The sequence below is a fragment of the Pseudomonas sp. NMI542_15 genome (assembly GCF_021283425.1).
Classification (GTDB): domain Bacteria; phylum Pseudomonadota; class Gammaproteobacteria; order Pseudomonadales; family Pseudomonadaceae; genus Aquipseudomonas; species Aquipseudomonas fortuita.
This window is the reverse complement of sequence record NZ_JAJSRO010000024.1, coordinates 34,502-56,786: the sequence shown is the minus strand read 5'-3', so window position 1 is coordinate 56,786 and position 22,285 is coordinate 34,502. Positions and strand designations below refer to the sequence as shown.

The 22,285-nt window shown below is 63.2% G+C and carries 18 protein-coding genes and 2 pseudogenes; 7 read left to right on the top strand and 13 right to left on the bottom strand.

Annotated features, from left to right (window positions below; all coding sequences use genetic code 11):
- Nucleotides 1–213: 213 nt before the first annotated feature.
- On the top strand, nucleotides 214–1,209 hold the full coding sequence (gene cra / locus LU684_RS25500) for a catabolite repressor/activator (protein WP_024717667.1): 996 nt from the start codon (nucleotides 214–216) through the stop codon (nucleotides 1,207–1,209).
- A gap of 2 nt (nucleotides 1,210–1,211) precedes the next feature.
- Entirely contained in the window at nucleotides 1,212–2,000 is a 789-nt protein-coding gene (locus LU684_RS25495; RefSeq protein ID WP_060517671.1) for a TatD family hydrolase, read from the top strand.
- A gap of 79 nt (nucleotides 2,001–2,079) precedes the next feature.
- Here LU684_RS25495 and ampE read toward each other — a convergent pair whose 3' ends face one another.
- The 3 genes from ampE to LU684_RS25480 all read right to left on the bottom strand — a co-directional run bounded on the left by ampE (nucleotide 2,080) and on the right by LU684_RS25480 (nucleotide 5,724).
- Nucleotides 2,080–2,910, bottom strand: a complete 831-nt coding sequence (gene ampE, locus LU684_RS25490) for a regulatory signaling modulator protein AmpE (protein WP_024717666.1) — start codon at nucleotides 2,908–2,910, stop codon at nucleotides 2,080–2,082.
- Nucleotides 2,907–3,479 carry a 1,6-anhydro-N-acetylmuramyl-L-alanine amidase AmpD gene (gene ampD, locus LU684_RS25485; protein ID WP_016484915.1) on the bottom strand — a complete coding sequence of 191 codons (573 nt, stop codon included), beginning with the start codon at nucleotides 3,477–3,479 and terminating at the stop codon, nucleotides 2,907–2,909. The genes ampE and ampD overlap by 4 nt, the downstream gene beginning before the upstream one ends.
- An 88-nt stretch (nucleotides 3,480–3,567) precedes the next feature.
- A complete protein-coding gene (locus tag LU684_RS25480; protein WP_232895189.1) occupies nucleotides 3,568–5,724 on the bottom strand; it encodes a DUF1631 domain-containing protein in 2,157 nt (718 codons plus the stop codon).
- 240 nt (nucleotides 5,725–5,964) lie between these two features.
- On the opposite strand from LU684_RS25480, the gene nadC reads away from it, so the two are divergent.
- Nucleotides 5,965–6,813: a carboxylating nicotinate-nucleotide diphosphorylase gene (nadC, locus tag LU684_RS25475; protein WP_232895188.1), complete on the top strand. Its 849-nt coding sequence runs from the start codon at nucleotides 5,965–5,967 to the stop codon at nucleotides 6,811–6,813.
- Nucleotides 6,814–6,872: 59 nt separating this feature from the next.
- On the opposite strand, the gene trxB is transcribed toward nadC, so the two are convergent.
- Nucleotides 6,873–7,835: a thioredoxin-disulfide reductase gene (gene trxB / locus LU684_RS25470; RefSeq protein WP_016484911.1), complete on the bottom strand. Its 963-nt coding sequence runs from the start codon at nucleotides 7,833–7,835 to the stop codon at nucleotides 6,873–6,875.
- A gap of 331 nt (nucleotides 7,836–8,166) precedes the next feature.
- Here trxB and cysZ point away from each other — a divergent pair, with 331 nt between their 5' ends.
- Complete coding sequence (gene cysZ, locus LU684_RS25465) at nucleotides 8,167–8,895, top strand: sulfate transporter CysZ (RefSeq protein WP_016484910.1); 729 nt, start codon at nucleotides 8,167–8,169, stop codon at nucleotides 8,893–8,895.
- 177 nt (nucleotides 8,896–9,072) lie between these two features.
- On the opposite strand, the pseudogene LU684_RS30845 reads toward cysZ, so the two are convergent.
- Together LU684_RS30845 and LU684_RS30840 are read right to left on the bottom strand one after the other, a co-directional pair.
- Nucleotides 9,073–9,486 (bottom strand): annotated as a pseudogene (locus tag LU684_RS30845) (methyl-accepting chemotaxis protein); the annotation flags it as partial.
- A 174-nt stretch (nucleotides 9,487–9,660) separates the two neighbouring features.
- Nucleotides 9,661–10,260 (bottom strand): annotated as a pseudogene (locus LU684_RS30840) (PAS domain-containing protein); the annotation flags it as partial.
- A 307-nt stretch (nucleotides 10,261–10,567) separates the two neighbouring features.
- Here LU684_RS30840 and LU684_RS25455 point away from each other — a divergent pair.
- The gene (locus LU684_RS25455) at nucleotides 10,568–11,758 is read left to right on the top strand and encodes a glycosyltransferase family 4 protein (protein ID WP_016484908.1); all 1,191 of its coding nucleotides are present in this window, start codon (nucleotides 10,568–10,570) and stop codon (nucleotides 11,756–11,758) included.
- A 64-nt stretch (nucleotides 11,759–11,822) separates the two neighbouring features.
- On the opposite strand, the gene LU684_RS25450 is transcribed toward LU684_RS25455, so the two are convergent.
- Together LU684_RS25450 and LU684_RS25445 are read right to left on the bottom strand one after the other, a co-directional pair.
- The gene (locus LU684_RS25450) at nucleotides 11,823–12,305 is read right to left on the bottom strand and encodes a glutathione peroxidase (RefSeq protein ID WP_232895187.1); all 483 of its coding nucleotides are present in this window, start codon (nucleotides 12,303–12,305) and stop codon (nucleotides 11,823–11,825) included.
- A 144-nt stretch (nucleotides 12,306–12,449) separates the two neighbouring features.
- A complete protein-coding gene (locus LU684_RS25445) occupies nucleotides 12,450–12,935 on the bottom strand; it encodes an FKBP-type peptidyl-prolyl cis-trans isomerase (protein WP_016484906.1) in 486 nt (161 codons plus the stop codon).
- On the opposite strand from LU684_RS25445, the gene LU684_RS25440 reads away from it, so the two are divergent.
- Both LU684_RS25440 and pta read left to right on the top strand, forming a co-directional pair.
- Nucleotides 12,934–13,236 (top strand): DUF3565 domain-containing protein, encoded by a 303-nt coding sequence (locus tag LU684_RS25440; RefSeq protein WP_024717665.1) that lies wholly within the window; start codon nucleotides 12,934–12,936, stop codon nucleotides 13,234–13,236. The genes LU684_RS25445 and LU684_RS25440 overlap by 2 nt on opposite strands.
- Before the next feature lie 31 nt (nucleotides 13,237–13,267).
- Nucleotides 13,268–15,355, top strand: a complete 2,088-nt coding sequence (pta, locus tag LU684_RS25435; protein WP_060517680.1) for a phosphate acetyltransferase — start codon at nucleotides 13,268–13,270, stop codon at nucleotides 15,353–15,355.
- A 117-nt stretch (nucleotides 15,356–15,472) separates the two neighbouring features.
- Here the strand turns inward: pta and LU684_RS25430 are convergent, their stop codons facing one another.
- The 5 genes from LU684_RS25430 to LU684_RS25410 form a co-directional block, all read right to left on the bottom strand.
- A complete protein-coding gene (locus tag LU684_RS25430; protein ID WP_016501466.1) occupies nucleotides 15,473–16,195 on the bottom strand; it encodes an OmpA family protein in 723 nt (240 codons plus the stop codon).
- A 109-nt stretch (nucleotides 16,196–16,304) separates the two neighbouring features.
- Nucleotides 16,305–16,949: an MBL fold metallo-hydrolase gene (locus LU684_RS25425; RefSeq protein ID WP_232895185.1), complete on the bottom strand. Its 645-nt coding sequence runs from the start codon at nucleotides 16,947–16,949 to the stop codon at nucleotides 16,305–16,307.
- Nucleotides 16,950–17,093: 144 nt separating this feature from the next.
- On the bottom strand, nucleotides 17,094–17,786 hold the full coding sequence (locus tag LU684_RS25420; RefSeq protein ID WP_016484902.1) for a sensor histidine kinase: 693 nt from the start codon (nucleotides 17,784–17,786) through the stop codon (nucleotides 17,094–17,096).
- The gene (locus tag LU684_RS25415) at nucleotides 17,783–19,390 is read right to left on the bottom strand and encodes a tetratricopeptide repeat-containing response regulator (protein ID WP_016484901.1); all 1,608 of its coding nucleotides are present in this window, start codon (nucleotides 19,388–19,390) and stop codon (nucleotides 17,783–17,785) included. The genes LU684_RS25420 and LU684_RS25415 overlap by 4 nt, the downstream gene beginning before the upstream one ends.
- A gap of 159 nt (nucleotides 19,391–19,549) precedes the next feature.
- Complete coding sequence (locus tag LU684_RS25410; RefSeq protein ID WP_016484900.1) at nucleotides 19,550–22,267, bottom strand: LuxR C-terminal-related transcriptional regulator; 2,718 nt, start codon at nucleotides 22,265–22,267, stop codon at nucleotides 19,550–19,552.
- Nucleotides 22,268–22,285 lie beyond the last annotated feature (18 nt).

The following is a 22,285-nucleotide window of genomic DNA, read 5'->3' as shown; positions in this document are numbered from 1 at the left end:
AACAGCCTTGCACAGATGGCAGCCGAGGCAGAAAATTCGGCAGCTGAAACGTTTAACCTGACCAGGCGGCCACGTTACTCGATAATCTGCCCGGTAAAAAGCCCCATCCTGTCGGACAATTGCGACAATGGTCGTCTGCGCATGGCGCCAGTACCGGGTCAGAATACCCGGTCCGGCCTCACAGCCAGCCCCGGAAATAACAAGGAAAATTCGGTGAAACTCAGCGATATCGCCCGCCTGGCCGGTGTGTCCGTGACCACTGCCAGCTACGTCATCAACGGCAAGGCTGAACAGCAACGCATCAGTAACAGCACTGTAGAACGGGTACGCGCGGTGGTTGAAGCCCACGGCTTTACCCCCAACCCGCAGGCTGCGGGCCTGCGCAGCCGGCACACGCGCACCCTGGGCTTCATTCTCCCGGATCTGGAGAACCCCAGCTACGCCCGCATCGCCAAGCAGCTGGAACAAGGTGCCCGCGCCCGTGGCTATCAGCTGCTTATCGCCAGCAGCGATGACCAGCCCGACAGCGAGCGCCAGTTGCAGCAACTGTTCCGCGCGCGCCGTTGTGATGCCCTGTTCGTCGCCAGCTGCCTGCCGCCGGAAGACGACAGCTACCGCGAAATGCAGGACAAAGGCCTGCCGGTGATAGCCATCGACCGCCGCCTGGACCCTGCGCACTTCTGCTCGGTTATCAGCGATGACCGCGATGCCAGCCGCCAACTGGCCGCCAGCCTGCTCAGTGCAGCCCCGCGCAGCATTGCCCTGATTGGCGCACGCCCCGAGCTGTCGGTCAGCCAGGCACGTGCCGGCGGGTTCGACGAAGCCCTGCAAGGCTATGCCGGTGATGTGCGTCGCTACCAGGGCGAGGCATTCAGCCGTGAGTGCGGCCAGCGCCTGATGCAACAGCTTATCAATGACCTGGGCGGCCTGCCGGATGCCCTGGTGACCACCTCGTACGTGCTGCTGCAAGGGGTGTTCGACACATTGCAGGCGCGCCCTGCCGACTCGCGCCAGCTGCAGTTGGGCACCTTTGGCGACAACCAGTTGCTCGACTTCCTGCCGCTACCGGTCAATGCCATGGCGCAGCAGCATGGCCTGATTGCCGCCACTGCGCTGGAGCTGGCGCTGGCCGCAATCGAGGAAAAACGCTACGAACCTGGCGTGCATGCTGTCGGCCGCACCTTCAAGCAGCGCATCACGGCGGCCTGAGCATGCGCCTGATCGACACCCACACCCACCTGGACTTCCCCGAGTTCGACGCCGATCGCCCGCGCCTGTTGGCCAACGCGGCGGCGCGCGGGGTGGAACGGATGGTGGTGCTGGGGGTTTACCAGGCAAATTTCCAACGGGTGTGGGACCTGGCCTGCGCCGATCAGCGCCTGTTCGCGGCACTGGGCCTGCACCCGGTGTACCTCGACCAGCATCGCCCGGAGCATTTGACGCAATTGCGCGAATGGCTGGAACGCCTGCACGGCGACCCACGGCTCTGCGCCGTGGGTGAGTTTGGCCTGGACTACTACCTCGAAGACCTGGACAAAACGCGCCAACAGGACCTGTTCGAAGCGCAACTGCACATGGCCTGCGACTTCGAGCTGCCCGCGCTGTTGCACGTACGCCGCAGCCATGCCCAGGTGATCGCCACGCTCAAGCGCTACAGGCCGGCGCGGGCGGGAGTGATTCATGCGTTTGCCGGCAGTTACGAAGAGGCGCGTGAATATATCAAGCTGGGCTTTCGGCTTGGGCTTGGCGGTGCCGGCACCTGGCCACAGGCGCTGCGGCTGCGCAAGACGCTGGCGCGGCTGCCACTGGAGAGTGTAGTGCTGGAGACCGATGCGCCGGATATGGCGCCGGTGATGTATGCGGGGCAACGGAACAGCCCGGAGCATCTGCCGGACATTGCCGGGGCGCTGGCCCAGGTGATGGGAGTGGATGTAGAGGCGCTGGCGCAGGCCAGTAGCCGCAATGCTTGCGAATTGTTTGGCTGGTGCTGGCCTTTGTAGTTGCTGCGCCTGGCAGATCGAGCGCCGCCCGGGCGGCGCTCGATCTGCCAGGCGACGCCAATAGCAAGGCGACCCTAGGTCAGACCAGCACGGTCCACAGCGCAAACCCGGCATACCACAGCACTGCACAGCGCAGCAGCAGCTCCCAAAGGCTGTCCAGCCGCCCCAGGCCACGCTGACTGTCTTCTTCCTCGGGAATGTCATCGGCAATACGCCCCACCCGCGCCACCAGGTGTGCAGCGCTGATGTGCCAGTTGAGCACCTCGTGCAGCATCACCCGGGTCACTGCGAGGAAGTTGCCCACCAGCGCAAAGCTCATTGCCATCAAGCGCACCGGTAGCCAGTCCATGATGTGCCGCAGCTGTTCGGCACGCGCCTTCAGCGCAGGCTGCTGGCTGTGCTCGCCGCACAGCGCCACCAGTCGATAAGCCAGCGCCGCACCAGGGCCTAGCACGAAATACCAGAAGATCACCGCAAAAAACCCTTGGTACACCTGCCACAGCAAGTTGCCCTGCACACGCACCAACAGGCTGTGCGGCTCATCCGCCACCACGCCCAGGTCGCGCTCTGCAACATGCAGCGTCGCTTGGTCGTCACCCCGCCGCCAGGCATCACGGAACGGGCCCAACGACGCCTTGGCATCGCCACGGCCCAGGCTGTAGACCAGCACCAGCAAATGCACCGGCAAGGCCAAAAGCCCATAGGCCACCGGTTCCAGCACATGCAGCAGCAACACCAGCAGCGCTACCGGTGCCAGCACCACGACGGCCAGCGTCCACCAGGGGTGTACCTTGCCGCTGCGCTCCAGGCGAAGCAGCTCGCCAAGGAAGAACCCGTCACGCTGCACTTGATGCCGCAGGGCCGAAAACTTCTCGACCCACAGCGCCAGCAACAACACCAGAAAACTCATGCCTTGTCCTCGTTGTGCAACAACGCTTCGCGGTAGCGCGGCCAATCGAAAGACGGGCCGGGGTCGGTCTTGCGTTGTGGGGCAATGTCGCTGTGGCCCTGAATACGGCCCAGGTCGATGGCCGGCCAGGCGCTACGAATGTGCCGGGTAAGCTGCTCCAGCACGGCGTACTGAGCATCGGTATAGGGCAGGTCGTCGGTGCCTTCCAGCTCTATGCCGATGGAAAAATCGTTACAGCCTTCACGCCCGTCGAAGCACGACACACCCGCGTGCCAGGCACGCTCGAGCAACGAAACGAACTGGGTCACCGCGCCGTCACGCTCGACGAACAGGTGCGCCGAAACGGTGAGGTGGCTGATGCTGGCGAAATAAGGGTGTTCGTTGGGGTCCAGGCGGTTCTGGAAGAACTGCTGCACCTTGCCGGTACCAAAACAGGCCGGCGGCAGGCTGATGTTGTGGATCACCAGCAGGGAAACCGATTCGCCTTCGGGGCGGGCATTGAAGTTCGGCGAGGGGCAGTGGGTGATTCCGATTCCGTGGAACCAGCCAGTGGCACGGTCCAATTGCATGGGGCAAATCCTGAAAGCGCCTTGAACAGACCCACAGTATGCCCTGCCGCCAACACCGTTTGCATGTGAATGATTGTAATGTTGCCGCCTACCTCACCGGTGGCTGCCGCAGCCCATCGAGCACCGCTTCCAGCGCCCGCTCGAACAACAACCCGTCATCCAGCAGCCGCACGTCCCCTCGCTGTAGCGCCTGGGCCAGGCCGGCACCGTTCCACTCTCTCACCTTCATGCCGGTGCGGTTGGCAAACACCAGCCTGTCGCTGCTGCCGATACGCGCCACCAGTTTGCAGCGCAACGGTTCGTCGTCATCAAGTACTTCGACCCAGTTACCGATGCGCAAGCGCTGCACCTGCCGCAACGCGGCTGCCTGGCCTTCGGCAACGTGCAGCGGCGCGCAGGACGGTTCTTCGGCAATCGCCAGCACAATATCTTCGTCCACCCGCACTTCGGCCAAGGGTTGCTCATGGCCAACCGGTAACTCAGCGCCTGTGCAGGCACGCAAGTGCAATTGCTCCAGTTGCAGGAAGAACTCGCGGGTTGCCGCCGAGTTCAGGGCCACACTGGCCAACCCATCGCGCAGCGCCTTGAGCAGCCCAGGTACCTGCTGCAACAGCGCTTGCGGTTCATGCCCAGGGGTGATGCTGGCCAATAGCGTGTCCAGCGTGTGCAGGGCATCCCGCCAAGCCTGGGAGGCCTCACCTTGCTTGAGCCAGGCCAGCAGCAGCACCTGGCTCCAGGCCTGTACCAGCATTTGCACCACCACCAAAGGCAGTACCCGGCCCCGCAGGCGCTGGTTGAGCACCCGCTGCACCTGCTGCCGGGCCTGCAGGGCACGGGCGCGTCCTTCTTCGGCGTCGCGAGTGCGCTGCTCAAGCAACCCGTTGCGCCGCCGCTCCTCCTGGTTGAACGCAAGAAACTCGTCGAGCAGGTCGGTGAAAATGCCGACATCTTCGGCAAAATCATTGATCAAGCGCTGGACCACGCGCTCTACCCGTAAGTGCAGGCTGTCGCGCAGACCTTCGCCGCTGCACTCCCAGCCAATAGCTGCGCCAGCGATTTCGTTAAGCAGCCGGCGTGCAGGGTGGCTGGCCCGACTGAACAGCCCCTTGTCCAGCAGTGCCACCTTTAACAATGGGATATGCAACCGCGCGATCAACGCACGCAGGCTGGCCGGCAGGTTGTCATCGCCCTGAATACAGGCGAACAGCAGGCCAACCAGGTTGATCGTGTCTTCGTCGGCCACGGCTATGCGCCGCCGGGTGCCGCTGCGCACGCTGACCCTCAGCAGCAATTGTTCAAGCTGTTGGCCGAGTTCAAAATCCTCAGCCTCGCCGGCAGCGGGTACGTAGTGCTGCAAATGCGAAAGCAGGCGGACCAGGTCTGCGGTGCTGATGGACTGGGCGGCAGCCACCGCCTGCAATCGGGGTGCGAACTGCCCACGCGCCGGGGCCAGCAAGGTTTGCAAAGAGGCAAAGAACGCCTGCCCTGCCGCATCTGCGCTCGCTCCCTGGCCTTGGCTTGCCACCCGCTGGCTTGCCATCATGCGCTGATCCTCGGCGCGACGGCGCGGGGCCGGTTGCAACTCGGGCAGCACACCGGCGACGGCCAGCAATTGATTGGCTTCGGCATAGATGACGTCCAGATCGCGCAAGACATAACGCTCGAACAGCTTGAGCAGGACCAGTTTGACCCTCAGGCCAACCCCCAGGTTCCGGCCAGCCTCGAGGAAGTAGCCGCACAGCGCGGCAGGGCCCAGTGGGCTGCATTGCTCATGCACGGGGCGATCGAGCAGGGCCTGCAACCGCAGGCCCAGTTGCTGCAGGGCAATGCCATCACGCGACAGCACCCGCGCAACCATGCATTCGATGGCCGCAGCCCGCTCGAGTTGCATCTTGTTGCGCAGGTTGCCCGGTTCGGCGAGAGGCGCCAGCAGGTCGACATGGCCGATGCGGGAATAGGTGTCATAAAACGTATCAAGGAAGCCGCGTTCGATACTTTTTCGCTTCAGACGCAGATCGCGCATGGCCTCGAAATACAGATTCTGGTCACAACGGTCCACGGCCTTGTCGGCCATTCCGAACAAGGTGTCATCGGCATTGTCGAACAGCGCCTGCAAGCCCTGACGCAGTTGCAACGCAGCCTTGTCGCGCACTTGCAGGAGCAATACCGGAAGGCAAGGAAGAGGCGTGCGCCCCCCTCGGTCGATGGCTGCCGCCAGGGGCACCACCTTGCCTTCGTTTTGCATCCTGGACTCCTTGCAGGTTGTCATGCCCGAAAGGGCTGAAAATCGTCAAAGCTATGACGCCAAATACTGGTCGCCATTATCGGTAAAAAATCTCACAGCTGCCAGCGCCGATTCATGGGCGGTCAACGCCCTCATTTACAGTCATCGCCCAGCAAGACCGACCAAGGGTCATAACCCAGGCAGCTGTACACATCTGGCCCCTGCCCTATAATCGCCGGCATCTTGCTTGTGGAGCCGACCATGCCGAACCTACGCCTTGCCGACCTGACCGCTGAAATCGAAGCCAACGTGCGCCGCGCACTGTTGGAGGACATCGGCAGTGGCGATATCACCGCGCAGCTGATCCCGGCCGAGCGCCTGGCCAAGGCGACCATCATCACCCGCGAGGACTGCGTGATTGCCGGCACTGCCTGGGTCGACGCCGTGTTTCGCCAGCTCGACCCGCGCGTTGCAGTGCACTGGCAGGTGGCCGACGGTGAACGGGCTACTGCCAATCAGCCGCTGTTCCACCTGGAAGGCCCGGCCCGCTCGCTGCTCAGTGGTGAACGCAGTGCGCTGAACTTCCTGCAGTTGCTGTCGGGCGTGGCCACCCGCGCGCGCGCGCTCGCCGACCTGGTGGCAGGCACGCAAGTGCGCCTGCTGGACACCCGCAAAACCCTGCCAGGCCTGCGCCTGGCGCAGAAGTACGCGGTGACCTGCGGCGGTTGCGACAACCACCGCATTGGCCTGTACGACGCCTTCCTGATCAAGGAAAACCACATTGCCGCCAGCGGCGGCGTAGCCCAGGCAGTGACAGCGGCGCACCGCATTGCGCCGGGCAAGCCGGTGGAAATCGAGGTGGAAAGCCTGGATGAACTGCGCGAGGCGCTGGCCGCTGGCGCGGATATCATCATGCTCGACGAGCTGAACCTGGACGAAATGCGCGAAGCGGTACGCATTAACGCTGGCAAAGCCAAGCTTGAGGCCAGTGGCGGGGTGAACGAGACGACCTTGCGGGTGATTGCCGAGACTGGGGTGGACTACATCTCGATTGGCGCCATGACCAAGGATGTGAAAGCCGTGGACCTGTCCATGCGGTTGAGCCTGTGAGCTGACCGCAGGCAATAAAAAACCGGCCTTTCGGCCGGTTTTTTTGGGGCGCTATCTGATCAGAACGAGGCGTTGGCCAGCCCGTCCAGGTAACGCTCCACGTCAAGGGCCGCCATGCAGCCAGCGCCGGCCGAGGTAATGGCCTGACGGTAAACGTGGTCAGCCACGTCACCCGCAGCGAACACACCTTCAACGTTGGTGGCGGTGGCGTTGCCTTCACGGCCGCCGTTGACTACCAGGTAGCCGTCCTTGAGGGTCAGCTGGCCTTCGAACAGCGACGTGTTCGGGGTGTGGCCAATGGCAATGAATACGCCGTCGACCTTGATTTCGTCGCTGCTGCCGTCGTTGTTCTTCAGGCGCGCACCGGTCACACCCATGTTGTCACCCAATACTTCGTCCAGGGTGGCGTTGAGCTTGAGCTCGATCTTGCCTTCGGCCACACGGGCGTTGAGTTTGTCGACCAGGATCTTCTCGGCGCGGAAGGTCTCGCGGCGGTGCACCAGGGTTACCTTGCTGGCGATGTTGGCCAGGTACAGCGCCTCTTCCACGGCAGTGTTGCCGCCGCCAACCACGGCGACTGGCTTGTTGCGGTAGAAGAAACCGTCGCAGGTGGCGCAGGCCGAAACGCCCTTGCCCATGAAGGCCTCTTCCGACGGCAGGCCCAGGTAGCGGGCGCTGGCACCAGTAGCGATGATCAGTGCGTCGCAGGTGTACTTGCCGCTGTCACCCTGCAGGGTGAACGGCTTGTTGGCCAAGTCGACGGCGTTGATGTGGTCGAAGACGATTTCGGTTTCGAAGCGCTCGGCGTGTTCCTGCATGCGCTGCATCAGGGCCGGGCCGGTCAGGCCGTGTGGGTCGCCCGGCCAGTTGTCGACTTCGGTGGTGGTAGTCAGCTGGCCGCCGGCCTGCATGCCGGTGATCAGCAGCGGCTTGAGGTTGGCGCGGGCCGCATAGACCGCAGCGCTGTATCCGGCAGGGCCGGAACCGAGAATGATGACGCGCGAATGACGTACTTCAGACATGTCGAACTCCTGTCGAGCCGGCCGCTCGGGCCGGCATCGGTGTACCGGCTGCGCCAGCTGGAAAATTAAAACGGACCCACGCAGCACTTGGGGAAGGCTACAACGCGCAGGCCCTGAAAGCGAAAAGTTGAGCGCACTGTAGCGAGGTCGCAAAGATTAAGGAAATATCCTTAGACAATCCACCTCATAGGCACCGTCTATTCACTGTTTTCATCGATAGCCCAGACCCCGGCGCTTTTGTTACAGCCCGTGTCCGGCTTGCCAGCCACCTTTCGTCGGCGATGCAAACTCGGTAAGGTCAGCGCGTTTCCCTTCTCTGCGGAGTCTCCCAATGCAAGCCCCTGTCCTCTCCGGCCCCCAATACCTGCGCGAAGGCCTGAAACTGGTGCTGAGCCCCAACCTGCGGCTGTTCGTGCTGCTGCCGCTGGCGATCAACCTGCTGCTGTTCGGTGGCATGGTCTACTTCGCCGGCCACCAGTTTGCCCTTTGGCTCGATGCCCTGATGCCGACGCTGCCAGACTGGTTGAGCTTCCTCAGCTACATCCTCTGGCCGCTGTTCGTTGCCTTGCTGGTGCTGATGGTGTTCTTCACCTTCACCCTGGTGGCCAACATCATTGCCGCGCCGTTCAATGGCTTTTTGGCGGAAAAGGTCGAGGTTGTGGTACGCGGCGAAGACACCTTCCCGGCGTTCAGCTGGGGCGAGCTGGTGGCCATGGTGCCACGCACCTTCAGCCGCGAAATGCGCAAGCTGGGCTACTTCCTGCCGCGGGCAGTCGGCCTGTTCATTCTGTCGCTGATCCCGGTGGTCAACGTCGTCGCCGCGCCACTGTGGCTGATGTTCGGGGTATGGATGATGGCCATCCAGTACATCGACTACCCGGCGGACAACAACAAGATGAGCTGGCAGGACATGCTGGCCTGGCTGCGCAGCAAGCGCTGGCAGTCGCTGGGCTTTGGCGGCATCACCTACCTGGCGTTGATGATTCCGGGGGTGAACGTGCTGATGATGCCGGCGGCGGTGGCCGGGGCTACGTTGTTCTGGGTGCGGGAGCGCAACTGATCCCGGAGCGCATGCGAGATTCTCTGCAGGAAATCGCTCGGTCCTTTGAGGTGCCCTGTGGGAGCGCCCGCGAATGGGGGCACGCGGTGCCTGGCACCGGCTTTGCCGGTGTTCGCGGGACAAGCCCGCTCCCACAAAGTGGACTGCTCACAGAAAAGAACCAAGCTGGCCTGGGGCTTACTGCCCCAACCGGCTGGAGAACTGCCCCACCACATCCACCACCCGTTTCGCCCCGTCCTGGATCTCGACAATCACGCTACCTGTCTCGTCAGCCAGCGCCAGCCCCTGCTCGGCCTGGCGCTTGCTGGTGTCGATGATCGCCACTGCCGCCTGAGCCAGCTGTTCGTTCTGCTGTACCACCCGGGCAATTTCCTCGGTGGCGGTACTGGTGCGCGACGCCAGCTGGCGCACTTCGTCGGCAACCACGGCAAAGCCCCGCCCTTGCTCGCCCGCGCGGGCCGCTTCAATGGCCGCGTTAAGGGCCAGCAGGTTGGTCTGCCCGGCAATGTCGCTGATGGTCTTGATGATCGAACCGATCACCCGCGACTGGGTGTCCAGCGCCTGGATGCCCTCGGCCGCCTCTTGCATCGAGGCCTCCAGGCCACGCATGACGCTGACGGTCTGGGTGACCACCTCGGTGGCTTTGCGGGCGCTGACATCGGTACCCAGCGAGGTGCTGTAGGCGACATCTGCTGCCTGGGCCACGGCCTGCTCCTGGTTGACCTGGTCGGTGATCACAGTGGCGAACTTGACCACCTTGTACAGTACGTCGTGGGCATCGAAGATCGGGTTGTAGGAAGCCTCCAGCCAGATCACCCGGCCATGGGCATCGATACGCTTGAAGCGTTCGGCGACATATTCACCACGGCGCAGCTTGTCCCAGAACGCCTGGTAGCCGGCCGAGTGGGCCTCCTCCGGCTCGCAGAACATGCGGTGATGCTTGCCGCGAATCTGCTCCAGGCGGTAACCGACAGTGGCCAGGAAACGCTCGTTGGCCGTGAGGATGGTGCCGTCGAGGTCAAACTCGATGACAGCGGTAGAACGCATCAGCGCCTTGATCAGGCTTTCATGCTCGCGGGATGCCTCGATAGTGCGGGTAAGGTCGCTGGAATGCAGGGTGAAATACTTGATGCGCCCCTCGCCGTTCTTGACCGGCTGCAGAATCGAGCGCAGCCAGGCTTCCTGGCCGTTGCCGCGCAGCAGGCGGAAGGCACCATTAAGGTGCTCGCCCCGGCTGATAGCGCTCTTCATGCGTTGATAGAAATCCAGCGACTTCACATGGGAAGGGACGATGTCCTCGATGTTGCGTCCAAGCAATTGTTCGGAACGGTAAAACATTTCGCTCTCGAAATTACCGTTGACCATCTCGATCCGTCCCTGGGGGTCGAGCTGAAGTACCAGCATCTCGCTGTCGAGACTGCTCTTGACCTGTTCCACTGACATCAGGTCTTCGCGCAGCTGCCGGATTTCTTGCTTGAGCTTGCTGTTGAACATCACCGCACTCCTGGAGCGCATCATCTAATCGAATGCATCTTCATCGGCTGCCGGTTGCACCTTCTTGAGCACCGGGCAACGAAATATTCATGAAGGCAAAAGCGTCAGTGGTCAGGCGTCATCTCTACGTCACATAACCGTCAAATTGGCGCAACCCGGCAGGCGGAAACTTTTTGTCATGAATACAGCCGCCCTGCGCATCACCCTGGTCAGCGAGACCTTCCCACCCGAAATCAACGGCGTGGCCAACACACTTGGCCGCCTTGGTGAAGGGCTGCGTCAACGCGGCCATGAGGTCGAGGTGGTACGCCCGCGCCAGGCCGGCGAAGCACCTGTGCACAACGACCCGCATCTGATGCTGTGTCGTGGCTGGGCACTGCCCGGCTACCCGGGTTTGCAGTGGGGCGAAGTGTCCATGCACACGTTGCTACGCCGCTGGCGGCGGCAGCGCCCGGACGTGCTGTACATCGCCACCGAGGGGCCGCTGGGGCTCAGCGCCCTGCGCGCCGCCAAACGCCTGGGAATCGCGGTCGTCAGCGGCTTCCACACCAACTTCCCGCAGTATTCCGGTCAGTACGGGCTGGGTTTGCTGGCGCGCCTGCTCACCCACTACCTGCGCTGGTTCCATCGCCGCACGGCAATCACCTTGGTGCCCAGCCTCAGCCAGCGCCTGGAGCTGGAACGCCGTGGTTTCGAGCGCCTGGAACTGCTGGCCCGGGGTGTCGATGCCTGCCTGTTCAACCCCGCCCGGCGCAACCAGGCGTTGCGCGAAAGCTGGGGGCTGGGCCCGGACGATATCGCCGTGTTGCATGTCGGACGGCTGGCAGTGGAAAAAAACCTCGGATTACTACGCCCATGCGTTGAAGCATTGCAGAAGACTTATCCACAGAAACGCCTGCGCCTGATCCTGGTGGGTGACGGGCCACAGCGCGCCGCCCTCCAACAGCAGATACCGGATGCCATGTTCTGCGGCGCCCAGCGCGGTGAGGTGCTGGCCGAGCACTACGCCAGCGGTGACCTGTTCCTGTTCCCGAGCTTGACCGAAACCTTTGGCAATGTGGTGCTCGAAGCCATGGCTTCGGGGTTGGCGGTGGTTGCTTATGACGAGGCAGCCGCAGCGCAGCACATACGCCACGGTCACAGCGGCGTGCTGGCGATGCCGGGGGACCAGGCGGGGTTTGTCGACGCGGCCTGCTGGCTGCTGGAGGAAGAGGAAACGTTGCGCCGGGTGCGCCTTAATGCTCGCCAGCATGCCAGCCGTCAGGGTTGGCCGGCGATTGTCGAAGAATTTGAGGGGTACCTGTGCAACGCTTGCAGGCAACCAGGTGTTGCGGCTGGGCGTTCTGCGCCATTTTTGCAGCGCCTGTGACATCGAGCGCCGCGCGGGCAGCGCTCGATCTCACAGGCGCCAAACGTTTCGCGACAGGCACTCTTCAGGCCAACGCCTTCTCGATCGCCTGCACCACCGCCGGGTCATCCGGCGCCGTGCGCGGCGAAAAACGCGCCAGCACCCGCCCATCCTTGCCCACCAGAAACTTCTCGAAGTTCCAGGTGATATCACCGGGGAACTCGGCCCCCTCACCCGCCAACAGGCGGTACAACGAATGGCGTTGCGGCCCGTTGACCTCCAGCTTGCCGCCCAGCGGGAAGCTCACCCCGTAGTTTAGGCTACAGAATTCCTGGATTTCCTTTTCGCAGCCCGGCTCTTGGCCGGCAAACTGGTTGCACGGCAGGCCAAGCACGTTGAAGCCCTTGTCCTTGTAAACCTGGTAGAGGTTTTCCAGGGCCTTGTACTGCGGCGTGAGACCACATTTGGAGGCAACGTTGACCACCAGCACCACTTGGCCCTTGAACGGTGCGAGGGACAGCTCCCCGCCGTTCAGCGCCTCCAGTTTCAGGTCGTGAAATGCACTCATGACGAATCCCCTCTCAGGTTCCCGGTTGCCGCACAGGCGAATTGCGCCCACTAAAAAGGCGCCCGTTCAAACCGTCCACCTCCCGTAGGAAGGCAAATCGGCTTGCCCGAGCGCCTGGCGACTTTCTGAGCTTAGCGCAGAAAATCAGTGGTGATGGCCACCCTCACCGTGGATGTGGCGGTGAGCGATTTCTTCTTCGCTGGCGTCACGCACGTCGACTACCTTGACCTGGAAGGTCAGGCGCTGGCCGGCCAGCGGGTGGTTGCCGTCAACGGTGACGTCGTCGCCGTCGAGGTCGCGGATGGTCACGATCTGCATCTGGCCGTCCGGCGCCGAAGCGTGGAACTGCATGCCCACTTCCAGCTCGTCAACGCCTTCGAACAGGCTGCGGTTCAGGGTGCTGACCAGCTCGGCCAGGTATTCGCCGTAGGCGTCTTCCGGCTCGATGGTAACGTTCAGCTCGTCACCGGCCTGTTTGCCTTCCAGGGCTTTTTCCAGGCCCGGGATGATGTTGCCGGCACCGTGCAGGTAGACCAGCGGCGCGCCACCGGCGGAGCTGTCGATGGTCTCCCCGGCGTCGTTGGTCAGGGTATAGTCGATGGAGACAGCCTTGTTGGCGGCGATCAGCATGGGGCAAGACCTTTTGCAAAAGTATGTAGAGCGGACAAGTGTAACCAAGCCATCGTCCGATTGCGAACGCACTGCGGACGAGCAACGGCCCATCAGTCGGATCACCGGCTTCCACCAGGACGAAGAAGGCCACTGGGTGGTCGAGCTTTCGTGCGGTCACACACAGCACCTGCGCCACCAACCGCCGTGGCAGGCACGCCCCTGGGTGCTCGATCCGGCACAACGTACGCAGCGCATAGGCCAACCTTTTAGTTGTGGCTGGTGCGCACAAGGGACCGATAGCGCTACCCTTGGCCGTTAATTTCTTGCACCGCTTATTTCGAGAAGCACGCATGCAGACATTTTTCATTGCGCCGACCGACTTTGGTGTCGGCCTGACCTCCATTAGCCTGGGCCTGGTGCGCACCCTGGAGCGCGCCGGCCTGAAAGTCGGTTTTTTCAAGCCGATCGCCCAGCCCCACCCGGGCGACACCGGCCCCGAGCGCTCGACAGAACTGGTGGCGCGCACCCACGGCATCAAGCCACCCATGCCTCTGAGCCTGGCCCAGGTCGAGCGCATGCTTGGCGACGGCCAGCTGGACGAATTGCTCGAAGAAATCATCCGCCTCTACCAGCAAGCCTGCGTTGGCAATGACGTGGTGGTGGTCGAGGGCATGGTGCCCACGCGCCACGCAAGCTACGCGGCGCGGGTCAACCTGCACCTGGCCAAGAGCCTGGATGCAGAGGTGATCCTGGTGTCGGCGCCGGAAAACGAAGTGCTCAGCGAACTGTCCGGCCGGGTTGAACTGCAGGCACAGCTGTTCGGCGGCCCACGCGACCCGAAGGTCCTCGGAGTAATCCTCAACAAGGTGCGCACCGATGAAAGCATGGCGGACTTTGCCACCCGTCTGCGCGAGCACTCGCCCTTGCTACGCGGCAACGACTTCCGCCTGCTCGGCTGCATCCCCTACCAGCCAGAGCTGAACGCCCCGCGCACCCGCGACGTGGCCGATCTGCTCGGCGCCCAGGTGCTCAACCCCGGCGACTACGAGCAACGGCGCATGAGCAAGATCATCATCTGCGCACGCACCGTGGCCAACACGGTGCCGCTGCTGACGTCGGGTACCCTGGTGGTCACCCCGGGCGATCGCGACGACATCATCCTCGCCGTCAGCCTGGCCGCAATCAATGGCGTACCACTGGCCGGGCTGCTGCTAACCAGCGACAGCAAGCCCGACGCGCGTATCCTCGGCCTGTGCCGCGGCGCGCTGCAGGCAGGCTTGCCGATCCTGTCGGTCAGCACCGGCTCGTACGACACTGCCAACCAGCTCAATTCGCTGAACCGCGAAATCCCGGTCGACGACCGCGAGCGCGCCGAGTTCATCACCGACTTTGTCGCCAGCCACCTCGATGCAGCCTGGTTGCACCAACGCTGCGGTACGCCGCGCGAAATGCGCCTCTCGCCAGCGGTTTTCCGCTACCAGCTGATTCAGCGGGCGCAGCAGGCCAACAAGCGCATTGTCTTGCCAGAAGGTGCCGAGCCGCTGCTGGTGCAGGCCGCAGCTATCTGCCAGGCGCGCGGCATTGCCCGCTGCGTGCTGCTGGCCAAGCCCGAAGATGTCGAGGCCGTAGCCCGTGCGCAAGGCATTACCCTGCCGCCTGGCCTGGAAATTCTCGACCCCGAGCTGATTCGCGGGCGCTACGTGGAGCCGATGGTCGCCCTGCGCAAGAGCAAGAACCTCAACGCGCCAATGGCCGAGCAGCAACTGGAAGACCCTGTGGTGATCGGCACCATGATGCTGGCCCTGGACGAGGTGGACGGCCTGGTCTCGGGCCTGGTGCACTCCACCGCCAACACCATCCGCCCGGCCTTGCAGTTGATCAAGACCGAGCCGGGCTCCAGCCTGGTGTCATCCGTGTTCTTCATGCTGTTCCCCGAACAGGTGCTGGTGTACGGCGACTGCGTGATGAACCCTCACCCGAGCGCTTGCGAACTGGCCGAGATCGCCCGGCAGAGTGCTGAATCGGCGCAGGCCTTCGGCATCGCGCCGCGGGTGGCGATGATCAGTTATTCAAGCGATTCGGCCAGTGATGAAGAGGTTGGGAAAGTGCGCGAGGCGACACGCCTGGCACAGGGTGCAGCGCCGCAGCTGCTGATTGATGGGCCGCTGCAGTATGACGCGGCAGCCAACCCGGCGATTGCACGGGAGCTGGCGCCAGGTAGCCCGGTGGCAGGGCGTGCCACGGTGTTCGTGTTCCCCGACCTCAATACCGGCAACACTACGCACAAAGCAGTGCAACGCAGTGCCGACGGGGTCAGCCTGGGGCCAATGCTGCAGGGGTTGCGCAAACCGGTGAACGACTTGCCGCGCGGGGCTCAGGTTGACGATATCGTGCATACCATCGCCCTGACGGCGATTCAGGCCAGCGTAGCGCGCTAAAAGCTGGGGCTGCTTTGCAGCCATTCGCGGCACAAGGCCGCTCCTACAGGGATCGTGTAATGCCCGTGGGAGCGGCCTTGCGTCGCGATAGGGCCGCAAAGCGGCCCCGGGGGTCAATCAGGGATACTGCTGAACCTGGCCTTGCTGCTGGTCATATTGCTGACCCGGAATCGGCTTCAGGTTCACTTCCACCCGGCGGTTCTGCGCACGGCCATTGGCATCGGCGTTGCTGGCGATCGGCTGGTCCGGGCCCATGCCACGCACCGAGATACGCGAAGCATCCACACCCTGCGAGGTCAGGTAGGTGCTGACCGCCTGCGCACGGCGCTGGGACAGGTCCATGTTGTGCTGGCGGCTGCCAGTGCTGTCGGTGAAGCCGACCACTTCGATGGTGTTCTGGTTGAACTGCTTGAACGAGCCTGCCAGGTTGTTCAGCGGCGAGTAGAAGCTTGGGGCAATGTTGGCCGAGTCGGTAGCGAAGGTGATGTTGCCCGGCATGATCAGTTTGATCTGGTCGCCCTGGCGTTGAACTTCAACCCCAGTGTTGGCCATCTGGGCGCGCAGCTCGGCCTCTTGCTTGTCGGCATAGTAGCCATAACCTGCGGCTGCAGCACCTACCGCAGCGGCACCGATCAGCGCACCCTTGCCACGGTTGTTGTGGTCGATGGCAGCACCGGCGATGGCACCAGCCAGCGCGCCCAGGCCGCCGTATTTGGCAGTCTTGCTCATCCCCGTTGAGCCCTGCGCCTGACCTTGGTTGTCATAAGGGTTCTGGCCGGCGCAGCCGGTCATCAGGGCCGCGGCAGTTGCGACGATAATCAGACGACGCATGGTGAACATGGACAAGCTCCTACTGAAATTCATAAATGCGGCAGATCACAAGCGGATCTATGCCAGCCTTGGATTGCATCGGCAATGAAAAATTCCATGAAAGAGCCTTCATGTGCCTTCAGGCACGGACAAAGGGGTTTTCACGCATCTCATCGCCCAGTCGGGTATCGGGCCCGTGGCCGGTCACCACGATAGCCTCCTCGTCCAGCCGGTACAGCCGCTCCTTGATGGAACGCACGATAGCCCGCTGGTCACCCCCCCACAAATCAGTGCGGCCAATGCCACGGCGGAACAAGGTATCGCCGGCAATCAACAGCTTGGCGTCGGCGAACCAGAAGCTCATCGAGCCTGGGGTATGCCCTGGCGTATGCAAGGCCACGCCACAGCCGCAGGCCAGTTCTTCGTCATCGCCCAACCAGCGATCGGGAGCCGGCACCGGCGTGTAGGGAACGCCGAACATCTGGCATTGCATCTCCAGGTTGTCCCACAGTACCTGGTCGTCCTTGTGCAGGTGCAAGGTGGCGCCGGTCAGCTCCTTCAATTTGCCCGAGGCAAGAAGATGGTCGAAGTGCGCGTGGGTGTGGATGATGCTCACCAGCGTCAGGCCGTGGGCCTGCAGGCGCGCGAGGATCTTGTCCACATCCCCACCTGGGTCGACGACGATGGCGTTTTTGGTCAGCGGGTCGCCGATCAGTGTGCAGTTGCACTGCAGGGGGCCTACGGGGAAGGTTTCGCGGATGAGGGCAGGTGGGGTCTGGGTCATGATGAGCTCTAAAGCAAAGCCTGGGTCTTTGAAGAGCGTGACAGGAAAATGGGGTGGGCGCACGCGGTTCATGCCTTGCGAGGTGTGGCGCCTGTGAAATCGAGCGCCGCGCGGGCGGCGCTCGATGTATGCACGCCACATATCCTAAGGCAGGAACAACCTGAACAACCCGCCACCCAGCGCGCCGCCATTGGAAATCTCGATCCGCCCCCGCACCCCGCCACTTTCATGCAGCGCTGCAATGCGCGCCGCAAAATACAGCCCCAGGCCAGTACTGCCGCTGGTCGAGTCAATGCCCTGGATGTACTCCTCCTGGCGCTCGAGCATGTGCTTTGGGTAACCCGGGCCGTCATCGTTGACGCAAATGGCCAGCTGGTTGTCGGCCTCTTCAATGGTGATCAGCAAGGCGTGCCCGGCAAAGCGGGTGGCGTTGGTGATGACGTTGGCAATCACCGAGGCCACCAGTTCGCGGTCGAAAAAGCCCAGCGGGTTGTCGGTGTCGATGCGCCAGGTGGCGAGGATGTCGTTGTGTTTCAGTACTTCCTGGTGCGCCGCCAGCTGGGCTTCGATGAAGTCATCCAGCTCGTGATAGTCCGGGCATACCGGCAATTGGTTCACACCCAGTTTGTACAGCCCCAGCAACTGCACCAGCATGCCGTTGAGGTGACGAAACTCGTGCTCCATGATCCCCTGTTCGGCACCACCGCGCAGCTCTTCAGGCAAGCGTTCCACCCACTGGTTGTGGGACTGGATCAGCGCTGCCAAAGAGCTTTTGAGGTCGTGCACGGTGGAGGCGATCACCGTGGAAAAATCCAGCCCCTGATTGTCTTGATTCATGCGCCGAACACTCGGATGTGCAGTTTGCGGTAACGGTCATAGCGATTGTCGCTGGCAGGGATACCGGCCACGCTGGTCAAGGCGTCCTGGCATTCCTGCATGATCGCGGGCTGAGGGTTTTCACCGCCAATGCGCAGCAGCGCCTGGGCGGTGTTAAGGGCGATGCTGATGTTCTTCGGCTGCATACCCAGCGCCTTGCGGAACAGTTGCAACGCCTCGCCAAGCTGCCCTCCCTGGTAACTGCGCACACCCTGGCGATTGAGGGTGACCGCTTCGGTAATGGCGTTGAGCACGCTGGGGTCGTCCGTCAGCTTGCCGACTTTTTCCATGACCTTGGGGTCATCGCCATAACTTTCCACACAGTTCTTCAGCACACCGAGGGCGGCGGTTTCCTGCCCCATTGCCTGCAACTGCGCGGCAACGGTCAGGGCCGCATCGACCGAGAAGAACTGGTTCATCTTGTCCAGGCGCTGGATCGCCTGTTCGGTCAGCTTGCCGGCTGTTTCCGGGTCGCCCGCCTGCTGCAGGCTGGCCGCCTTCATCATCCGCGCGCGCACCTGCAAGCCTTGGTCTTCGGGGTTTTCCTTGGCCACTTCGCTGAGCGTGGTGTTGATTTCGACCCGGGTACGGGCGTCCAGGCCAAAGCCTGCGTTCTTGCTCATCAGCGCCTGCACCAGGCCAAGGTTGTTTTCAGCATCCTTGTAGCGCGAGCTCTGCCCCTGATTCACGGCATGGCGGAACGCCTTCGACGCGCTCTCGAAGTCTTGGTTTTCCAGCGCCAGCTTGCCCAGCGTCGACTGCCGACGGACCGACAGTGGTGAGAGGCGTACGGCTTCTTCAAGCAGGTTTTGTGCGCGCCTGGTATCGCCCTGAGCCACCAGCACTTCGGCCATGCCGTCGTAAAGGCCGGGCATGATCGGGAACGCCTTGAGCGCCTGCTCGTACACGCCCTGGGCCTGGGCATTCTGGCCACGCTTGTGCATCAGGGCGCCCAACGCGGCATACACCCAAGGCTGCGGGCGGCTGGCCAGGATGGCCTTGAGGAACTTTTCCAGTTCCTCGAAGCGGTTGAGGTTGCGTAGGGCGTCGGCCCGATAACGCAGGCACAGCGGTGCCAGGCGCGGGTCCTTCTTGCACAGTTCGGCACAGGCAGCCAGCACTTCGGCCGGGCGGTTGCGGTCCAGTGCCTGCAGGATCGGCTTGAGCAGCGTCTTGCGCTGGAACAGTTTCTCGACGCGCTGGGCCAGGCCAACGCGGTTGAACGGCTTGGTCAGGTAGGCATCGGGCTCGTGCTCGATGGCGCTGAGGACAATGGCCTGGCTGCTCTCGGCCGTGACCATGATGAACACGCACTCATGGCTGATGTGCTTGTCGATGATCAGGTCTTCGAGCACCTGTTGGCCGTTCTTCTTGCCGTCGCCCAGGTGGAAGTCCTGCAAGATGAAGTCATAGCGCTTCTGTGCGCACATGCGCAGCGCCTGCTCGCCGCTGTCGGCGGTATCCACGTCGCGCACGCCCAACTCGCGCAACATGGAACGAGTCGACGTGCGAAAGTCGGTAAAGTCGTCGACGATCAGAAAGCTCTTTTGCCCGTACTGCAGCATCAACACGACCTGCCTTGGAATGATTGAAAAATCGCGCGAGGCGATGCCACCGATCGCTGTATCGGCAGCTGGTCGGGAAAGATGAGGGTAGAGCATTGCCGGCCACAATCCATGGCCTCAGGCCATCACTTTAGCGGGCAAAGACCTCAAGGGCCAGTATCACGCCAGCAGCCCCAGAGATTTGGCCTTGGCCACCGCCTGGGTGCGCCGCTCGACCCCCAGCTTGCTGTTGATATGGCTGGCGTGGGTCTTCACGGTGTGCAAGGAAATGAACAACCGCTCGCTGATCTGCTGGTTGGAACAGCCTTGGGCAATCAGTTCGAGCACTGCCATTTCGCGGCCACTCAGGGCTTCACCGGTACCGGTGTTAGCGCTCGGCAGTTGCGGCAGGCGCTTGAGCAGCTCGGCCTGAACCGGGCAGGCGGCACCTGCCTGCAATTGCTCATGAAGCCATTGCGGATGCTTTTGCAGCAGGGGTTGAAACGGTTGCAGCACTCCGCCCCGCGCAGATTCCAGCAGGCTGGGTAGCAACTGCGCGGCCTGCCCTTCCCGGCCTTCGTCCAGCAGCAGGGAAAGCCATTGGCACAGGGCGCTGACGGTGAGCATCATGCCGCCACTGGCCCGGCCGCACTCGACCAGGCTTGCCAGCCGTTGCACGGCATCGTCGCCACGTAACTGGATGCGCTCGAGCAGCGCCTGCTGCAACGCAATGTGCAACGGCAGCAGCGGGTGGAACTCCGGTGCTGCTGCCGGCTGCTCGCCGCCGTAGGTCTGGCCCAGTCGCAGCAGCCAGGACTCGGCCAGGTCGGTACGCCCCTGGGCCAGCCAGAGTTCGCATTTGACCAGGGTAATCATGGCCAGGTAGTAGACCGGGGGCACGTCCCAGATATGCATCAGGCGCTCGGCCTCGGCCAACTCGGCAAAGGCCTCGGCAAAGTGCCCTTCCCGGCCATCGAGGGTCGCTATGACGCAATGGCCGATAAGCACACTGATATCCCGACAGGCCCGCGCCTCGCCCAGCCCCGCGCGCAAACGCGCACGGCCCTGGGCCGGCTGCAGGCGCGAGACCAGCAGGTAACCTTCGTAAAGCGTCAGGCGCGCACGTACGGCATACAGCCGCTGCGCCGAGAGCCCTTGCAGGCGCTGAAGCCCTTGGCGCACTTCGTCCAGCGCCCGAAGTACCTCGCCGCGGGCGTGCAGCACACGTGCCCGGTCGTAATGGGCCAGCGCCTCGAACAACGGGTTGCCAACCCGCTGGGCCAGCTCCAGCGCTTCGCGGTTCCAGCCCCTGGCCCGCCAGAAGTCGCCATCGGCAATGGCCAGATTGGACAGCGTCGACAAGCACACCAGGCGTTGGCCATAGCGCTTGCTCGGCAGGCTCTGCAGCGCTTCGCCGCAATAAGCCAGGGTGCGTTCGCGGTCGCCTCGGCCACGGGCGATGACCCCACTCAGCGCCAGCCATTGGGCCAGCATCGATTTTTGCGCGGTCGCCGAAGGCGCGGGCAGAAAGCGGCTGAGGTAGCCGGCCAGTTCCTCGGCTGCGTCCAGCTGGCAAGCCAGACCCAACGCCCAGCTGTACAGCACGATCAAGCGCGGTGTGCTGATCAGAAGACTGTCGGGCAGGTCCATCTTCCAGCGCAGCAACATGCCGACGTTCTGTTCAGCCAGCAGTTGCTCCTCGGACAGGCTCTGCACCAGGTCGGCCGCGACATCGAGGTGGCCGGCACGCAACGCCTGCTCCACCGCTTCGTCCAGCAGGCCCTGGCTTTCAAACCAGCGACAGGCACGCAGTTGCAGGCCGGCCAGTGGTTCATTGGCTTGCCGGCTGCGCAGCAGATCGGAGAACAGGTGATGGTAGCGGAACCAGTGGCCATGCTCGTCCAGCGGCACCAGGAATACCTGGTGTGCCTGCAGGAAGCGCAACACTGCGGCGCTGTCGTGGCGGCCACGCAAGGCATCGCACAACGGGGCGCAGAAACGCTCCTGACAGGCCGTGTCATACAAGAACGCCTGCACGTCGGCGGGCAGCATATCGATGACTTCTTCAAGCAGGTAGTCGCGGATCAGGCCTTCGCCGCCATGCAAGGCCTGGGGCAAAGCTTGCTCGTCCGCCGATTCGCTGGCGGCCAGTTGCCAGAAACGCAAACCGGCCACCCAACCGTCGCTGCGCTGGATCAGATTGTCCAGTGCCTGCCCGCGCAGGCCCGGTGGCTGCCGGCCGATCACCGCCAGCGACTCTTCGGCGGTGAGGCGCAAATCCTGTTCGTTCAGTTCGACAAGCTGGCGCGACAGCCGCAAACGCGCCAGGTGCCAGTCCGGGCGCTGGCGACTGGTAACCAGCAACACCAGGCCGGCAGGCAGGTGGTTGAGGAAGAACTGCAGGCAGCGGTCGAGCACGGGCCCCTGGGCCAGGTGATAGTCATCCAGCACCAGCAGCAAAGGGGTATCGGTTTGCAGGTAAAGCGCCAGCTCGTCGAGCAGGCCGTCGATCCACTCCTCGAAGGCGAACGGCTGGTGACGCTGGCGCATTTTCAGCAAGCCCATGGCCTGCCCGCCCAGTGCCGGGCAGTACTGCTGCAGGCCTTCGAGCAGGCGCTCGAGGAAGCGGCCAGGGTCGGCATCACGTTGGCTCAGGCCCAGCCACAGGCTGCGCCAGTGCTCAGGTAGCGCTTCGCAAAACTCGATGGCCAAGGAGCTTTTGCCGAAACCCGCCGGGGCATTGACCAGCAGCAACCGACCACCCAGCCCGGCGTGCAAGCGCTGACACAGGCGCAGGCGCGGCACATGGCCGTCCGGCAGCGGTGGCCGGAAGAAACGCCCGTCCAGCAGGCCCAAGGCCTGGCTGGCGAATCCATGCGTACGGGACAAGTCTGTCATGGCCGGCTCGTTCTGGGT

What these genes read in the sequence shown, in the direction of transcription:
- LU684_RS25420 (WP_016484902.1), bottom strand. Translation starts at nt 17,786, where the DNA reads ATGAATCAAGACAATCAGGGGCTGGATTTTTCCACGGTGATCGCCTCC.
- LU684_RS25495 (WP_060517671.1), top strand. Translation starts at nt 1,212, where the DNA reads ATGCGCCTGATCGACACCCACACCCACCTGGACTTCCCCGAGTTCGAC.
- LU684_RS25480 (WP_232895189.1), bottom strand. Translation starts at nt 5,724, where the DNA reads ATGCAAAACGAAGGCAAGGTGGTGCCCCTGGCGGCAGCCATCGACCGA.
- LU684_RS25450 (WP_232895187.1), bottom strand. Translation starts at nt 12,305, where the DNA reads ATGAGTGCATTTCACGACCTGAAACTGGAGGCGCTGAACGGCGGGGAG.
- pta (WP_060517680.1), top strand. Translation starts at nt 13,268, where the DNA reads ATGCAGACATTTTTCATTGCGCCGACCGACTTTGGTGTCGGCCTGACC.
- LU684_RS25410 (WP_016484900.1), bottom strand. Translation starts at nt 22,267, where the DNA reads ATGACAGACTTGTCCCGTACGCATGGATTCGCCAGCCAGGCCTTGGGC.
- ampE (WP_024717666.1), bottom strand. Translation starts at nt 2,910, where the DNA reads ATGAGTTTTCTGGTGTTGTTGCTGGCGCTGTGGGTCGAGAAGTTTTCG.
- LU684_RS25425 (WP_232895185.1), bottom strand. Translation starts at nt 16,949, where the DNA reads ATGACCCAGACCCCACCTGCCCTCATCCGCGAAACCTTCCCCGTAGGC.
- LU684_RS25445 (WP_016484906.1), bottom strand. Translation starts at nt 12,935, where the DNA reads ATGCTGATCGCCGCCAACAAGGCTGTCTCCATCGACTATACCCTGACC.
- LU684_RS25455 (WP_016484908.1), top strand. Translation starts at nt 10,568, where the DNA reads ATGAATACAGCCGCCCTGCGCATCACCCTGGTCAGCGAGACCTTCCCA.
- LU684_RS25415 (WP_016484901.1), bottom strand. Translation starts at nt 19,390, where the DNA reads ATGCTGCAGTACGGGCAAAAGAGCTTTCTGATCGTCGACGACTTTACC.
- LU684_RS25440 (WP_024717665.1), top strand. Translation starts at nt 12,934, where the DNA reads ATGGGGCAAGACCTTTTGCAAAAGTATGTAGAGCGGACAAGTGTAACC.
- LU684_RS25430 (WP_016501466.1), bottom strand. Translation starts at nt 16,195, where the DNA reads ATGTTCACCATGCGTCGTCTGATTATCGTCGCAACTGCCGCGGCCCTG.
- nadC (WP_232895188.1), top strand. Translation starts at nt 5,965, where the DNA reads ATGCCGAACCTACGCCTTGCCGACCTGACCGCTGAAATCGAAGCCAAC.
- ampD (WP_016484915.1), bottom strand. Translation starts at nt 3,479, where the DNA reads ATGCAATTGGACCGTGCCACTGGCTGGTTCCACGGAATCGGAATCACC.
- cysZ (WP_016484910.1), top strand. Translation starts at nt 8,167, where the DNA reads ATGCAAGCCCCTGTCCTCTCCGGCCCCCAATACCTGCGCGAAGGCCTG.
- trxB (WP_016484911.1), bottom strand. Translation starts at nt 7,835, where the DNA reads ATGTCTGAAGTACGTCATTCGCGCGTCATCATTCTCGGTTCCGGCCCT.